Below are 15903 nucleotides of genomic sequence, written 5' to 3'. Positions count from 1 at the left end.
TATAATAATAGGATACCACACTTTTGGGCATTTTCATATACTATCTATCGGTAAAACAGATATTTATCCGATAAATAGATTTATCAAAATACTGCTCTCTTTGTCAATATTGAATTTATATAAGCGTATAACCTCTGAACCCGCGCGCGGAATAATACGAATCCGCCCCGTTATGGAATGTGAAAACCGTTCCGTAACGTCGTTCGCAGAACAATGCACCGCCCTTGTCGCGAATATCATCCGGCGTAGTGATCCAACTCGACGTTTTCAAATCAAATTCCCCGAGACCTTGCAGTCGGCGATAGAGTTCCTCCGTCATGATCAAAACGCCGATTTCTTTTGCTTTCCATTCGGCGCTGCCTGACGGCGGGTTTTTAGCACGCCCCTGTAATGCCTTTTCGTCATAGCACAGGCTTCTGCGCCCAGAAGGGGACTCCTTTGCGCAGTCGCAGAAAATTAGCTTTCCCGTCTTTTCGTCATAGCCGATGGTATCCGGTTCTCCGCCGCTCTCCTCCATCCTTCTCAAAACGTCCATGGATTCCGGATGATCAAGCAAACGTTTCTCCACGTCAAGCCAACTCAGTTCCATATGAAGATTCTTATTATCCTGAAACCTCGCTTTTAATATTTCTAACATGGTTTTCCCTCCAATCCCTCGATTTAACATGCTTCAAGCAAGCGACAATTTTGTGCTCTCAATAAGCATTCATTTAAACATCTTACCATTATAAGTGTCTTAATGAACAACAATTACTATCTATATTCCATTTTAATTTACAGCTAGTAACCGTACTTGCTTTTTTTACTATCTGTGGGTTATTATTGCTCACAGATAGTAAGCCAACTACTATCTACAGGATATTATTTATCACAGATAGTAGTTTTTGCAATTTCGACTACTACCTATAAAGCAATCGGCCTCTCAGATAGTAATGTATTAAATGCTTGTCAATAGATAGTATCTATCAATGAAGAATATAGTATTATTCGTAGCACTATTTAAGGAGCTTGGCCTACGAAGGTTATTACGTTTGTCGTCAAGTGGCTTATGACAGAGCCTCGGGTATAGCAATTTATTTCAGCAGATACTTATCAAATGCCTTATGAGCATCCATGTGAGTATCCTTAAAAAACAAAAAGCACCAAATGATAAACGTAGGAATAGCCATATAAGGCGATATAATAAAAGAAAGCACCGTACCTATGAGCATTAATGCAGACCAAATCAAACACTGATTTCTTATATCTCTAGAAATAGCTGCTCTGTCATACATCTTCTGTTCTTTATTTGTAAAGGAATTAAATCCAGCAACAAATTTAGTTGCCCTTTCTTTGAATAAGCCAAACAACAGTCCTACTGTTGCAAATGGTATAACCAGTACTCCGCACATCCAAGCTCCTAGATTCATCATATTCCTCCTTTATAAACTGCGATTTAACTCTTCATCATAGATATAGCTTCTTCCACTGAAACACAATGTGCAAATCGCTCCGGCCACATCATTTCATTGTAGTATTTATATGTTGTCTCAGCATCCATGTAATCATTATCGAAGGTAGAATTTGTACCCTTTGGGATAATCACATCAAAACCTCTTTCAAATGCAGATTTTACGGTTGCATCAATGCAAAAATTGGTTTGTAATCCAACTACCATCAATGTTTTATCTGCTATCCCGTCCACGTACTGTACGAAGTCCTTGTTACCAAAACAACTATTGATATTCTTAATATATACTTTTTCAGAAGCTGTTGGAGCAACCTGATCAGCAATTTCAAAATTCCAATCACCTACCGAGAATCCTGTTCCCGGTCCATCATCATGCTGAACATAGATGATTTCAACATTATTATCCCTTGCAGAATCAATAATCTTTTTTGTGTCTTGAATAAAACTATCAAAATTAAATAATCTGTTATCTGCGATTCCTTTTTGTATATCGATCACTAATAAAATCATGTCTCTATCCTTATTTACCCTTTCTGATTCTATAAACTGAAATATACTTTGTCTCTACAAATTGGAATTTGTTATTTAACTTTCATTACTGCCCCCTGCAATTTAAGCTCTTTTCCCGAGTCTGTTACAAGTTCTTCTACACCAAGTGTATTGATTTCGTATAGATTCGAAAACTTGTTCAGTAATTTAGTACTGCCGACATTTCGAACATCAGCCTCGTAAAAGAAATTCTTTATACCATATTTATCCTGCGCGAAATGTAATATATAAGAAAGGGCTTCATATGCGTACCCCTTTCCCTGCTCAGGCTCACAAATCCATACTCCCACTTCCGGACAATCCTCTGAAAGTCCATGCATCTCAACACTTCCAACAAATCTTTCTTCTGAATCAACAACCGCAAATAAAAGTGTTTCATCCTTTTTCATTTCATCCAAGAATTCTTGTAATAACTCTTTTGCATCATCAACTGTACGAAAAGGATCAGGCCATTGGTATTTTGTAATCTCAGTATTAAAGCCATCATAATACTCATTCAAATACTTCATTTCAAAAGGAACAATGTTAGTCTTTCTATTCGTCATGCTTTCCTCCACAAACTGCGATTAATTAATGTCTTTATTCTAGTTGATTTGACTACCTAATTAAAGCTTTAATCACCATATTTACAATATTTGTTTATTAAATTTATATTAATACTGTTCTGCAAATCGATTAATATTATCGATATACACAGCATTTCTACACAGTGCAAGATTACCATCTCCGTGTCGTTTTTTAGGCTAATTACACATTTCCATGAATCTGACCCCTGAAAAATAATCAAAACTAGATATTTCAAAGTGCACAGGAATCATGTATTATTTTCTCCAACAAAAGTAGGAGGAGAACTTGTTATGTATAAATTTAGCGATTTTAAAAAGATTGATATGCACTCGCATATTGGGACCTGGGGTAATCCATTTAACTTTAGTGGGGACATTAATTTAGTTATTGATTTGATGGATAAATTTAATATAGAAAAGACAGTCTTATGCCCCTCTGATTCTTCTAAAAACGCGGATATTCTAGAAGCTTATGAAAAGGCTAAAGATAAGATTATTCCAGTGCCTTGGATTGATTGCACAAAAGAACAAGCTGCCTATGACGAACTAGAATATTTAATTCGTGATAAAGGCTGCAAGGGGGCAAAGATACAATCTTTATTCGATGGCTATGCTGCTGATTCTCCAATAGTAGATCCAGTAGCTGAAATCTGTGAATCATATAATGTGCCTTTCTTTGTTCATTCAGGACATGAACCTTTCTCATTGCCTTGGCAGATAGGACTTTTAGCAGAGCGACATCCAAAATGTAAATTTGTAATGCTTCATATGGGGCATGGCCATGGAATATATGTTGAGGCAGCTCAGACCATTGCTAAAAGATATAAAAATATATGGCTTGAAACTTCTGGCACTTCAATGACTGCTCAGATTTTCAATGCTTATAAAAACGTGGGAAATGACAGAGTTATGTTTGGACTAGATACGCCATTTCATGCACCAGAGGTAGAAATCCAAAAGATTCTTTCTTGCCCATTAAAAGAAAAGGATTATGAGAACATATTCTATAACAACGCAAAGAACTTTTTAGGAGCACTTTTAGATTAGGGGGACACATTCATGGAAAAGACTAGATATAATCAAAAAGATATTGCTGTAGTTGGGCTTATGATTGCTTTAGTATTTATTGGGACCTTTTATTTTAAGATTCCAACAGCCTTTGGATACACTCATTTAGGAGATTGCATGATAATTCTAGCAACCTGCCTGCTCGGTACCAAAAAAGATGCTATAGCGGGAGCATTCGGCGCTGGCCTTGCCGATTTCATCGGAGGATACACAGCTTGGGTATTGCCTACAATGGCTTTTAAAGCAGCCTGGGTCCTTGTGATGGGATTTATTGCATTTAAGTTATTTAACAACTTTAAATACAACCTTTGGATTGGAGCTATAATTGGAGGACTTGTACACATAGCCTTATATACTCTTATAAAAATATGAATGTTTGGCCTTGCTTATGCACTATCTACCCTTCTAACCCTTAGCCTTCAGACATTAAGCGGAATAATACTTGGAAATATCCTTTATGGATTGATGAAAAACAAGATTAGGTTGGAAGCTGCATAAAAAATATAAAGTTTAAAAATTAGCGTAGGAGCCTTACTCTCCTACGCTATTATGATTTTATATAATTTCCTTCACCCAAAAGCATGCTACTAAAATTATGCAGATAATTGAGGGAATGAAGATAAGCAGTCTATTTTTCTTATTTACAAATTGGATATATCCATAACCTAAGATGTTTGCTATTATTATCGGAATCATTCCAATAGTAAGTAGCCAACCTCCTCTTACACATCTTTCCATCGGCAGCATTGCATCTGGCGCATCAACTATAGTGCCTCCGAAAAGAAACAAATTTTTATACTCCCGAATGGTCTTTGTGGCTTTGGGATTTATGATACTACGTCAATTTGCTATGAATAGTTGCTTTTTACCGTAGTATTTTGCTGAGATTGAACTGATTATTCTTTTATTTTTCTATTTTACTTTAGTTATTTGAAGTGTATTACACCATATTTCAAATATGGTGCCAAGTTACGCCACACGGCCTGAAATCATTACATCACAAATTCATATTCTCATTATTTTCACGTAATACGCCACTTGGTTACTTCTCCTATATTTCTAATAATTGTTCTAATTGTATTTTCTCACTTCTATAATCAGCATAATAAGAAAACATAATTCACAGATGCACATTAATGAAGCAACTATTGTAGCATTAAACAATACACCTGATATTAATGATATAATTGGGATTATTATCGAAAAAATTTTATATGCATTGGAAATATATAGCCATGAATATGGCAGCAAATGCGCTCCAAAAACCATCGCAAATACCATAACCATTTTTTCAGGTACGGCATTAAATACCCACATAACAATCAAAATATATAGCATCTGATTCATCGTGAATAAAAATCCTGCCTTACTTAATGGATTGTTTTTGGAAAACAAATCTACTTTGACTATTTTTCCTATTATCATTGCAAGTGGCATCAATGGACAAGAACAGCAGAAAACTAGGATGTTTTGCTGTTGAACTGGAATATTTAGTAATGTTACTATTGTAATCATTCCCCACAACACTATAGATGCAGCTATAAATGGAATTCCATTCTTTTGCTCTTTTGCTATATCAAATCTTAATTCATCAAGTGTCATAACATTTTCTCCTTCAATCTAATTTCTAGTTGATTTGAATGACTATTAGCCTAGCGTTCTAGATTTGCAGAAAAGTAAGGATTGGCGTAGGCATTTACAATGTTAAGTAATATTTCAACATTTTTTACCATAGATTGAATTGGAACATATTCAAATCTTCCATGGGCATTTTCATATCCTGCTGATAAATTAGGGCATGGCAATCCTCTGAAAGAAAGAGCTGCTCCATCTGTACCGCCTCTAAAAGGTTCACATACTGGTGTGACTCCTGCTTTTTTAATGGCATCTTCCAGTATTGTTGTCATATATGGTACATCTTTAAGAATTTCTTTCATATTACTATATTGATGGTTGATTGTAAGTTTAACTCTATCATGTCCATAACCGCTTCCTATTTTTTCAGCACATTCTTTTAAAAATGCTTCTCTGTTTTTGAAGGTGTCAAAATCGAAGTCACGTATAATAAGTCTAACTTTAGAATATTCGCAATCACCATTACATGAGATTACATGATAGAAGCCTTCTCTTCCATCAGTATTTTGTGGCCTTTCTTTTTTAGGTAGCATGCCAATAAAGTCAGCTGCAATATCTACAGCATTAATCATTATGTCTTTCGCAGTTCCTGTATGAACACTTCTGCCTGTGAATTCAAAAACTGCTTCTGAAGCATAGAATGTTTCATTTTCATACCATCCTAAATGGTCGCCATCTAATGTGTAAGCACATTTTGCTCCAAATCGGTTTAAATCTAAATCCCTTGCTAATCCTCCAACCTCTTCATCAGGAGTGAATGCTAAGGCAATTTCACCATGTCTAATATCACTATTATCGCAAAGATATTCCGCCATTGTCATGATAGCTGCGATGGATGCTTTATCGTCTCCACCTAATAAAGTTGTACCATCGGTAAGTATTAAATCCTGTCCAATGTAATTTTCAAGATTTGTATAATCCGCTGCTTTCATTACAATATGCTCTTTTTCATTAAGAACTATGTCTTTGCCATCATAATTCTCTAATACCCATGGTTTTACATCGGTTCCACTTGCATCTGGTGCGGTATCCATGTGTGCCACAAAACCTACAGCTTTAGCATTTCCATCACTTATATTAGAAGGAATTCGGCCATATACTACATAGTTTGTTTCATCCAGGTACACATCTGAAACGCCTATATCTATCAATTCTTTTTTCAGAACGATTGCTAGATCCTTTTGTTTTTCCGTAGTTGGCCAATGACCGCTATAAGGCTGAGATTGAGTATCAATCTTTGCATATCTTATCAGTCGTTCTTTTACTTTTTCATAAACATTAATATTTCCCATTTAATACTCTCCGAATTTATGACTTCTTGCTGACCAAACAAGGAAATTGTCAGCAAGAATCTTCTGTAAAAAAAGCACTCAGATACCTTAATGGAACTGAGTGCTTTTTTTTAAATATTTTTCAGCTAAAAATGCTTACTGAATTTTATTAAAATTTAGTATTTCAGCATCCTCAAGAACATCATATAATGACCAGAAGCTATCTTCATCTATTTCTGTTTTGGTTTTTGTAGCAGCATTATAGGTATAGAAAGCATCTTCGCCATTATCTTTCGAGCTATAATCAGCCCATGATTCTTTTACAAGTTGAATCTCTTCATTCGAAATTGTAACCTCTGAAATCCAGCCATTGCTAGCGCAGAAAAGATTACCGTCTTTGATAGCGAGTGGATAAGCTGTACCACCGCTGGTAACCTTACCTATTTCCTTAATTAGTCCATCTTTGTCGTATATAAAAATAGTTGAATCAATTGCGGCCATATTGCCATCCATGTTGTCATAGCAACCGCTACCAACAAGTAAAACGTCTGCATCACCAATCGTTGCATTTGTATAGCACATTCCTGAACTAAGCTTTTTGTCAACGATTTGAGTAAATGTATCACAGCCACTAATATCTATTGATGGTGCGATTTCTGAACCATCATAAAAAATTTCAGGTTCTGCGTTTTCTTCAGTAGCTAGATTTGCTTCGACTGTATCTTTAGCATTATTTAAAGCTTCTTCTTTTTCAGTAGCCGCTTCAACAGCTGATTCACTTTGCTCGCTTGTTTGCTGTGAACCACATGCTGTGATTCCTAACATACCGGCAATACATAAACCTAATATTAATTTTTTATTCATTGCTCTTCCCCTTTATGAAAATTTTATATTTATATCATATACAATCTTTCACATGTTGTCTATTATTATTGACGGTCTATGCACCTTTTATTAAATCAACCATCTTGTGCCTATCTATTGCAATATTCTAATACCTTATTATAAAAATCCTTATCCTCTTCAAATAATCCATGCCCAAATCCATCAAAAATAAGTACTTCACTTCCAACAATTCCTTCATTTAATTCGTAGGGAGCATCATTACCAACAGTGTTGTCGCAGTTACCAGACATAATGCATGTAGGACATTTTATCTTTGAAAGTATTGGTCTTGCATCAAAATTTAATATCGCATATGCGTTTTTGCAAAACCTGTCATAGTTATGTGGCTTGGTAAATCTAGCTAGCATAGGAAGATATTTTTTATTCTTTTCGTTGAAGCTTTTAGTGTAAACCTTTTCTGCTGTATCAAGCATTAAATCTGTGTGAGAAGCGGTTTTTGTCATTTCAATCCATTTTATAACAACGTTTTTTATAGTGTCGTTAGCATAAGGCGCTGTTACTACAAGGACTAATTTTTCAACAAGCTCACCGTGGCTCGCAGCCAAATATTGCGCTATCATGCCACCCTGGGATACGCCCATAACTATCGCTTTTTCTATACCAAGATTCTGCATAGCTATAGCCTGATCATTTGCCATATCTTCAATGGAATAGCCCTCCGGTATAAGATTTTTTCTGCTAAACATGTAAACGGTATAATCATTGAAAAATTTTTTATAAGAACCAGCCAAAAGCCAGGCTTTGCCTTTAACAGTCCACAGGCCATCTGAAAGCCCAGGTAAAACTACTAGATTCTTTTTTCCCTCTCCGAAGGCCACGTAATACATATCAGTATCCCCAACCCTCACACATCCATTTTTTTGCATAATTAATTCCCCTTTAAATCAATGATGCTCACATCTGCGTGGGGATTAACCTTCGCTAATCCAATGCGAACAATTTTTGCGTCGATGCTTTTAAAATCCTGCATAGCCTTAACAGCTTCATTCATTTGCAGGCTATTCAATGTCTTTCCAAGTGTAATATGCGGAAGCCATGATAGAGGCCTATAATATTTGCTGATGGTAGTTTCTGGAACATCGGCATAGGCATCGCAGATGCATCTATTCAATTCAAACAAATATTGATTAATATAAGGTGCCGCATAAATTACCTTTGGCATAAATTGGCCTACGGTAATTATTGAAATATCGCCTTGCTGTAATTTATCATGTAATGATTCAAATGCAGGGACAAGAACATCCACACTTCTAGCCTCAATTGCTGCCAGTGTAAGATGCGGTGGAACTTGATTATCGACCATGAAACTATTACCTGTTACCGCAGCAATTCTGTCTATATATTTCTGTAGCTGTTCAGTTGTGTTTTTATCAAAATATGCTGAAATTAAATACATAAATTAATTGTTACTTCCCTTTACCGAATAAATAGTATTTTTCTCAAATAAACCTATGGCAAATCCCATTTTCATAAAGAATGGCATATCTTCGTAGGCTTCAAAGCTGGTTCTAGCAAGTAGCTCTTCCACTGTTATTTCTTCATAATAGCCATATGGATTGGCCACGGTGATTTTATCATTTGGAATATCAGCACCCACGATTAGTGAATAATGTAAGGTCCACTGGTCGCCGTAAAGTGCTGCCCACTCAAAAGGCACTGGCATTCCAGCAGCCAAGGAGTCATACATGATATCGATAAATTCAGTGTTTTTCAAATATTTATGGATTTCAGTCTTGTACTCTGGAAACTGCTTGTTCATTTCCTGGCAAAACTTATTACCTGTTGATGTAACTACTTTACCATATTGATTATAAAGAGATTCTTCAGTAACATCTCCCACATTCCAAGCTGAAAACATTTCTATTACAGCATATCCGCAGGAAATGTCCTGAGTAATGACTTCAACATTTTCTATTCTAATTGGTGTTTGGTATTTTTCATTATCATATATGCTTGAATAATCATCCTCCATGAGCCTTGTCCTTATCTCGCAAATTGCAAGTGCAACAATAGAAATGAAGATGATTATGCCTAAAAATATACCCAACCACTTAAACAACTTTTTCATTTACCTATCTCCTAATTTGACCCTCTATCCTTATGATCCTAGTGCAATAAAAACAAGGGCATATAATATGATAATCGCCACTGTAGCAAGTATATCCAATATGCTTAGCACTTTAACTATTTTTTCTTCTTTCGCAATCTTTCTACCTATAAAGAAAAATACAAATCCGAAAAGGGCTAGCAAAGTAAATGCACCAATAAGGCTTCTAATTATTTGTGAATCTATATTTGAAAAAATAGATATAATTGCAAGTGGAGCTGATATTATTGGGATTAGCTCCAATGCCACTGCTAATGTTTTTTTATTCATCTTATTCATCCTTTCAATCTTCTCCCTTATCCTCAATCTGCGGAATATAATTTTTTCCTGTCTTAATGAAATTTATTAACTTTTCTACATCATCAAAATCATCATAGTCTCCATTTATACCTTCTCTATGATAAATGATTCCTGATTTTTCATTTCGTTCTAAGCAATCTAATAATTCGCTTTCACCATATCTTTTTATAAATAATGTAAATCCATAAGGTTTAATCTTTGCCAGCAATCCTTTTTTACATTCATCATCACACTCGAAACAGTGCTCTATTCCTTTTTCTAATGAACATTTTCTGTTATCACACCAATCTTTATCCGGGCAATCGCCTGAATTGCATCCACTACAATGAACATTTTCGCTGCACAAGCAACATGCCAATCCACATCGTGCTATTCCTAACTCTCTTTTCATAATAATTCTTACTCTTCCTACCTTTGAAATAATAAACTACTACCAGTCTATGAATTATTCTTGTCCATCCCTTATAAATGGTGCTGAAATTGTAGCATCTAATAATCCCTTATATGCTCCTACTTTTCTGAATGTATTGCCCATCATTTCTTTTCTTCTGTATTCTCGTATTGCATCCATATCAAATAGCAATTTTTATAGGTCTACGTCTCGAATAAAGCAATTTGTAAATTCAGACGTAGCAAGATAATAAAATCAATCAGATTGTGCATTATTTTGTTATTATTTTTCCTTTTCAGGTGAAATTAATACACTGAATCCCAAATATGATTATCATCTCATCCCGAATTTCCTTCCTAATATCAGTATTTAAGGATTATTACGTCTAAACTATAGAATCCTAACTGTTTAGACGTATGGCCTCAAATTGAAATTAGGAGTTATGCCACACTAATATCATTTACATAAAATATTCACCTAAAAACCGCCTGTTAAAGCCACAGCCAAGAAACCAAGTACCGATCCTAAGAATATTTCATGGATTTCATATAATTATTACAATGGTAACCAGTCCAAAACCTTCTTTATCTGGCTATCCCAGAAATCCCAGTCGTGACCGAAATCCTCTTCATCCCAGGTTACATCTAATCCCTTTGACTTTAGATAATCTCTAAATTTAATATTGGCTGGCATCAAATCATCCTTTGTACCACATGCCATGTAAAACTTTGGTAGTTTGCGACCACTAGAAAGCATTTCATCTACGGCAACCCATGGGTTCCTGTTAGATTCTGATGCTTCTTTAATATTATCGAATAATCCTATGTTAGCTTCTTCAGATGTGTCTTCAAAAATATGTACAGCTGCTGAAAGGCCTGCTACATGACTAAAGGTATTAGAGAAAACTATTCCATTACGAAGTGCCCCAAAGCCACCCATTGATAATCCAGCGATGAAGGTGTCTTCTCTTTTATCAGATAGAGGAAACATTTTTCTTGTTACCACCACAAGTTCCTCACCAATAAAGGTTTCATAATCGTTCCAAGGAGTTCTGGAATTAAGATAGAAGGCGTTATCCCCAGATGGCATAACCACTGCTAGATTATTCTCCTCGGCCCACCTTTGAATTCGTGTCTGACTCACCCAGTCAGTGTAGTTTCCTAATAATCCATGAAGCAGGTATAGTGTCTTATACTTTTTATCTTTTCCATTTATATATGAATCGTTATCTGCATCAAAACGATCCACTGGTAAAATCACATTTACAGGAACCAGTCTAAACAACGCCTTAGACATATAGTTTACTTGAATAAGTGCCATAAAAATCCCCCTTAATTAACCGAATTCTTTAATGTTTTTATTGTAATGGTTTCCCCTTTATAAATAAAGGGAAAACTCCACATTTCCTATTATTTATTGAGTATTATGGAATATTCATACAATATTAGATATAATAAAGGAAAAATATTGTAAATGGGAGGTATTTTACTATGGGAAGATTTACTTTGCCTCGCGACATTTATCATGGCAAAGGTGCTCTCGAGGCATTAAAAACATTTGAGGGTAAACGCGCTATCATTTGTACTGGTGGCGGTTCCATGAAAAGAGGTGGATTTTTACAGAAGGTTGAGGATTATTTAAAAGAAGCTGGAATGGAGATAGAGCTTTTTGAAGGTATCGAGCCTGATCCATCTGTTGAGACAGTTATGAGGGGTGCTGAGGTAATGCAGAAATTCCAGCCTGACTGGATTGTTGCAATCGGCGGTGGTTCACCTATCGATGCTGCTAAGGCTATGTGGATTAAATACGAATATCCAGAAACAACATTTGAAGATATGTGCAAGGTTTTCGGACTTCCAAAGCTTCGTACAAAGGCTAAATTCTGTGCTATCTCTTCTACTTCAGGAACAGCTACAGAGGTTACAGCATTCTCAATCATCACTGATTATCAAAAGGGTATCAAATATCCAATCGCTGATTTCGAGATTACACCTGACGTAGCAATTGTTGATCCAGAGCTTGCACACACAATGCCTAAGAAGTTGGTTGCTCACACAGGTATGGATGCTATGACACACGCTATCGAAGCTTATGTTTCTACAGCAAATTGTGCATACACAGACCCACTTGCAATCCATGCAATCGAAATGATTATGAACACTCTTGTAAAATCTTACAACGAAGATATGAATGCAAGAGACGAAATGCATGACGCTCAGTGTCTTGCAGGAATGGCATTTTCTAATGCTCTTCTTGGTATCGTACATTCTATGGCTCACAAGACTGGTGCTGCTTTTGCAGATTTGGGTGCTCACATCATTCACGGTGCTGCAAATGCTATGTATCTTCCAAAGGTTATCGCATTCAACGCTAAGGACCCTGTAGCTAAGAAACGTTACGGCGTTATTGCTGATTACATGCACCTTGGCGGTTCAAATGATGATGAAAAAGTTAAGCTCCTCATTGATTATCTGCGCAAGATGAACGATGACCTTAACATTCCACACAGCATCAACCACTATGGTCCAGACGGACTTCCTGCAGATCAGGGCTTTGTACCAGAGGATGTTTTCCTTGAGAGGCTTCACGATATAGCTGCAAACGCTATCTTAGATGCCTGCACAGGCTCTAACCCTAGACAGCCAAGCCAGGAAGAAATGGAAAAGCTTCTTAAGTGCTGCTACTACGACACAGAAGTAGATTTCTAATTTTAGATTCCTATGAAATGTCTCAGATTATGAGTTATGATTAATATTTAAAATATTTAAAGGTAGTGAATTCAAACAAAGAACTCACTACCTTTTTTATTAGTATTGCTCACGCATCTTATTCTTTTTTTCTCTTTTAAAAATAAACCGAAAGATTGCTATTAGTACTGCACGAATAAGAGCATACACAAAAAACATAAGCATAAAGCCCCATATTCCAAAAACAATGTCTGCGAAATCCATGACACCGCTTTTTGTAATCTTCTGTTCTATTTCTATTGCAAATGTAAGAAGTAAAATCAGTGTAAACACATAAATCCAGCTAATAACAAGTACATGATTTGTCTTGGCCAATAATGTAAATAAAGGTTGAACTATAAATATTAACGCCATACCAAGACATCCTATTACTAGAAAATGTAAATCCTTATCTGTGAAATTAGCTTCATAAGCATCATTCCAACTCAAAATATAAGTATGAACATAATTTATAAAATCTAAAATTCCATATAAAAAGCTTTCCATAAATCAATATATCCTCAATATCATATTTATAAACTTTATATATTCTAATTCTTCTGGCTTAATAAATAAAGCTTAAAATTACTGTTTTTATTTAAACAATAAAAAAGCTAGAGAAAAAAATCTCTAGCTAATGATTTATTTTGAAAGAACAATCGCTAAATCCTTAAAAGAAGTACCTGAGTAATCATGTTTAAAATGAACAACTTCTCTGCTCATAGATGGTGTAATAAAATCTCCATCAACATCAATTACAAGCTCTATGTCCTGATCATATCTTCTTAATTCCTCAATAAAATCTTTTATTCTCATTCGACTCCTCCACTTGAGTATTACGTTATAAATTTAAATATCTTTCAGAAACTCTAATAATATATCACGGTTTCCAACGGGAGTCAATACAAATTAGCGATATTAGGCATATATAAAATTAAGTCTTATAAACTTTTATTGTCACATCTGTGTCCTCTAAAGCAATCTCAAGCTGCCTTTTCACATCTTCCCAATTTAAGCCTTCTAGCCCACAACCAATCTTCTGCATAGATACTAGTTTAATATTATTTGATATTATCAATCTTCGCATTTCAAAAAAAGCCATACTAACCGAAAGAAGTGTTGGTTCATCTCGATAATTGCGCTTAATAACAAGATTTAAAACTTTATCTTCAAGAATGCAAAATCCTTGCGAATTATCATTTGTAGAATCCCATTTATTAAGGTAGTTACCATATTTCGCAACAAGACGTTCTTTTGTATTGTATGTCATATTAAATTTTACAGAAATACCCTTTTTCATGACAAAATCCGCAGAAATACCCTGTGCATAATATGTATCACGATCGTTAATATGAAATAAATCACCATCATATTCTTTTAAAATCATGGCATTTCCTCTTTGAGATATATGAATCCTACAGGTTCTTTATTGCATATTATATAATTAATTTTTTACAAAAATATGTTTAGACTATGAATAAAGCAACAAAAAAGCGGCCCCGATAGCCGCCTTTTAAAGGGAGAATGATATATGAAAAAGTTTATCGCTTCTGCGATGATGTTATATTACTCCCTGTATTTGAAATTTAACTGCATCCTATGTGAAGATTGAGTGAAATTTAAATAATTTTACTAGTATGCTTTAAGTTCTTCAAACACCTCATCAGTATCATATTTTACCAAATAATATCCAATAAGCTTTTCTTTTTCAGGGCCTAGTGATTTCCCCTTAGCATCCAGTGGCTCAGCTTTAAGTATAAACTCTAAGCATTTACAATCATTAGAATCAGATTTAAAACCATTTTCGTGTAAAACATATGCGTAATTATCATCCTTCGAAACAGTTGCCATAGCAATACCATTTTCATCGTGCTCTATTAAAACATGAAAATCACCAATAATTCCACGTTTTTGCAACCAATCGCAAAGAATCACCATTTTAAGCAAAACCTCTGTATCATCTGGATGTTCACTCCATAGTTCTTCTTCATCTTTAGCTTCATTTGAAGATAAAATTTTATCAGAAGTTGTATCAGTCTCATCGGATGTGGATGCATAATTTACAGCGGGATTAACACTTATGTATAAAAGTAAAATAAATATGGCAACAAGTGTCATACTTTTTGCATACTCTTTAAAACCATCTATTAATAGGAACATTCTATTTCTATTGATATAATAAAAGATTAAAAGGATGCAAAAAATTGTTAGGTATAGCCAGGCACCACATTGAAGCATGCCAAAGTGCATAATACAGGTCTTGTTACTACCATAGCCAATAAGGAGTGTATAGTCTACGCAAGACGCCAAAAGCCCTGCTGCTATAATTAAAAAAATGATAGGAAAGATTATTGCTCTTAATATAAATCGTTTAGTATTGTGTAACAAAGGATTGTCAAAGCTTGCTTCTTCTGATTTTAACCAATCCTTTAAGTCACTTAGAATCGTTGGTTTATATTCCACAGGTAATAAAGATAAAACCTTTTGACATCCATGTTTGTCCCCCATTTCGGCTAATGCGCAAGCTATTGCTGTTATAGTATTATTTTGATTCTTTTTGCCTGATTTTTTATAAGTATAGAAATAATAATCAAAATTTACTTCTGAAGATGACTCTATAAGTTTCTTTTTAAAAGCTAGATTATCGATTATGACATATACTATTAGGCAAATAAATAGCACTGAAAGACCTACCAATAGATAAGCTTGAGGCTCTAAGTATTTCTGAAATATATTTTTCTTTAGTAACCAAAAATATACTAAAAATTCAAATGATAATGTATAAATAATAAATATGAATCTAAACATAGCAAAGGTTTTATACATTCGAACGCCTTTACTTTCTGGTTTATACGTATCTATATAAAAATTTTTATCAAATAAATCGTCCATTTCCAATTCCTTTTTATGCAAAATAATATGAAGCAATTGCTG

22 protein-coding genes are annotated in these 15903 nt (G+C 34.8%); 3 read left to right on the top strand and 19 right to left on the bottom strand.

Features of this window, described 5'->3' with window-relative positions:
- Window positions 1–115: 115 nt before the first annotated feature.
- The 4 genes from G611_RS0111550 to G611_RS14840 all read right to left on the bottom strand — a co-directional run bounded on the left by G611_RS0111550 (window position 116) and on the right by G611_RS14840 (window position 2544).
- Window positions 116–637, bottom strand: a complete 522-nt coding sequence (locus tag G611_RS0111550; protein WP_036949200.1) for a DUF4256 domain-containing protein — start codon at window positions 635–637, stop codon at window positions 116–118.
- Between the two features lie 436 nt (window positions 638–1073).
- Window positions 1074–1412 (bottom strand): DUF3784 domain-containing protein, encoded by a 339-nt coding sequence (locus G611_RS0111545; RefSeq protein WP_242824280.1) that lies wholly within the window; start codon window positions 1410–1412, stop codon window positions 1074–1076.
- A gap of 23 nt (window positions 1413–1435) precedes the next feature.
- Window positions 1436–1960, bottom strand: coding sequence for an isochorismatase family protein (locus G611_RS0111540; RefSeq protein ID WP_028243739.1), 525 nt, complete (start codon window positions 1958–1960; stop codon window positions 1436–1438).
- A gap of 71 nt (window positions 1961–2031) precedes the next feature.
- Window positions 2032–2544, bottom strand: a complete 513-nt coding sequence (locus G611_RS14840) for a GNAT family N-acetyltransferase (protein ID WP_051195242.1) — start codon at window positions 2542–2544, stop codon at window positions 2032–2034.
- Between the two features lie 312 nt (window positions 2545–2856).
- On the opposite strand from G611_RS14840, the gene G611_RS0111530 reads away from it, so the two are divergent.
- Entirely contained in the window at window positions 2857–3612 is a 756-nt protein-coding gene (locus G611_RS0111530) for an amidohydrolase family protein (RefSeq protein ID WP_028243738.1), read from the top strand.
- Between the two features lie 12 nt (window positions 3613–3624).
- The gene (locus G611_RS14835; protein ID WP_242824279.1) at window positions 3625–4005 is read left to right on the top strand and encodes an ECF transporter S component; all 381 of its coding nucleotides are present in this window, start codon (window positions 3625–3627) and stop codon (window positions 4003–4005) included.
- 183 nt (window positions 4006–4188) lie between these two features.
- Here G611_RS14835 and G611_RS0111520 read toward each other — a convergent pair whose 3' ends face one another.
- The 11 genes from G611_RS0111520 to G611_RS0111470 all read right to left on the bottom strand — a co-directional run bounded on the left by G611_RS0111520 (window position 4189) and on the right by G611_RS0111470 (window position 11563).
- Window positions 4189–4422 carry a hypothetical protein gene (locus G611_RS0111520; protein WP_028243737.1) on the bottom strand — a complete coding sequence of 78 codons (234 nt, stop codon included), beginning with the start codon at window positions 4420–4422 and terminating at the stop codon, window positions 4189–4191.
- 282 nt (window positions 4423–4704) lie between these two features.
- Window positions 4705–5235 carry a DUF7010 family protein gene (locus G611_RS0111515; RefSeq protein WP_036949198.1) on the bottom strand — a complete coding sequence of 177 codons (531 nt, stop codon included), beginning with the start codon at window positions 5233–5235 and terminating at the stop codon, window positions 4705–4707.
- A 50-nt stretch (window positions 5236–5285) separates the two neighbouring features.
- Window positions 5286–6560 (bottom strand): peptidase T, encoded by a 1275-nt coding sequence (pepT, locus tag G611_RS14830; RefSeq protein ID WP_036949196.1) that lies wholly within the window; start codon window positions 6558–6560, stop codon window positions 5286–5288.
- A gap of 135 nt (window positions 6561–6695) precedes the next feature.
- On the bottom strand, window positions 6696–7403 hold the full coding sequence (locus G611_RS0111505) for a hypothetical protein (RefSeq protein WP_028243735.1): 708 nt from the start codon (window positions 7401–7403) through the stop codon (window positions 6696–6698).
- 110 nt (window positions 7404–7513) lie between these two features.
- Window positions 7514–8311 (bottom strand): alpha/beta fold hydrolase, encoded by a 798-nt coding sequence (locus G611_RS0111500; protein ID WP_036949194.1) that lies wholly within the window; start codon window positions 8309–8311, stop codon window positions 7514–7516.
- Between the two features lie 2 nt (window positions 8312–8313).
- Window positions 8314–8841, bottom strand: a complete 528-nt coding sequence (locus tag G611_RS0111495) for a 2'-5' RNA ligase family protein (protein WP_028243733.1) — start codon at window positions 8839–8841, stop codon at window positions 8314–8316.
- Between the two features lie 3 nt (window positions 8842–8844).
- Window positions 8845–9513, bottom strand: a complete 669-nt coding sequence (locus G611_RS0111490; protein WP_028243732.1) for a hypothetical protein — start codon at window positions 9511–9513, stop codon at window positions 8845–8847.
- 30 nt (window positions 9514–9543) lie between these two features.
- Complete coding sequence (locus G611_RS0111485; protein WP_028243731.1) at window positions 9544–9831, bottom strand: hypothetical protein; 288 nt, start codon at window positions 9829–9831, stop codon at window positions 9544–9546.
- 4 nt (window positions 9832–9835) lie between these two features.
- Window positions 9836–10243, bottom strand: coding sequence for a DUF3795 domain-containing protein (locus G611_RS14825; RefSeq protein WP_036949192.1), 408 nt, complete (start codon window positions 10241–10243; stop codon window positions 9836–9838).
- Between the two features lie 54 nt (window positions 10244–10297).
- Entirely contained in the window at window positions 10298–10423 is a 126-nt protein-coding gene (locus G611_RS16015; RefSeq protein WP_278244523.1) for a hypothetical protein, read from the bottom strand.
- Between the two features lie 375 nt (window positions 10424–10798).
- Window positions 10799–11563, bottom strand: coding sequence for an alpha/beta hydrolase (locus G611_RS0111470; RefSeq protein ID WP_028243730.1), 765 nt, complete (start codon window positions 11561–11563; stop codon window positions 10799–10801).
- Window positions 11564–11733: 170 nt separating this feature from the next.
- Between G611_RS0111470 and G611_RS0111465 the strand changes: the two genes are divergently transcribed.
- A complete protein-coding gene (locus G611_RS0111465) occupies window positions 11734–12951 on the top strand; it encodes an iron-containing alcohol dehydrogenase (protein ID WP_028243729.1) in 1218 nt (405 codons plus the stop codon).
- 99 nt (window positions 12952–13050) lie between these two features.
- Here G611_RS0111465 and G611_RS14820 read toward each other — a convergent pair whose 3' ends face one another.
- The 4 genes from G611_RS14820 to G611_RS0111445 all read right to left on the bottom strand — a co-directional run bounded on the left by G611_RS14820 (window position 13051) and on the right by G611_RS0111445 (window position 15861).
- Window positions 13051–13476 (bottom strand): hypothetical protein, encoded by a 426-nt coding sequence (locus tag G611_RS14820; protein ID WP_036949190.1) that lies wholly within the window; start codon window positions 13474–13476, stop codon window positions 13051–13053.
- Between the two features lie 135 nt (window positions 13477–13611).
- Window positions 13612–13785, bottom strand: a complete 174-nt coding sequence (locus G611_RS15785; protein WP_155942291.1) for a hypothetical protein — start codon at window positions 13783–13785, stop codon at window positions 13612–13614.
- Window positions 13786–13903: 118 nt separating this feature from the next.
- Window positions 13904–14356, bottom strand: coding sequence for a hypothetical protein (locus G611_RS0111450; protein ID WP_028243728.1), 453 nt, complete (start codon window positions 14354–14356; stop codon window positions 13904–13906).
- A gap of 245 nt (window positions 14357–14601) precedes the next feature.
- Complete coding sequence (locus G611_RS0111445) at window positions 14602–15861, bottom strand: hypothetical protein (RefSeq protein ID WP_028243727.1); 1260 nt, start codon at window positions 15859–15861, stop codon at window positions 14602–14604.
- Window positions 15862–15903: the final 42 nt, after the last annotated feature.

Origin of the sequence: Pseudobutyrivibrio ruminis AD2017 (genome assembly GCF_000424305.1) — a bacterium.
Taxonomy (GTDB): Bacteria; Bacillota; Clostridia; order Lachnospirales; family Lachnospiraceae; genus Pseudobutyrivibrio; species Pseudobutyrivibrio ruminis_B.
The sequence above is the reverse complement of the archived record's forward strand: the minus strand, read 5'-3'. Positions and strand labels throughout refer to the sequence as shown.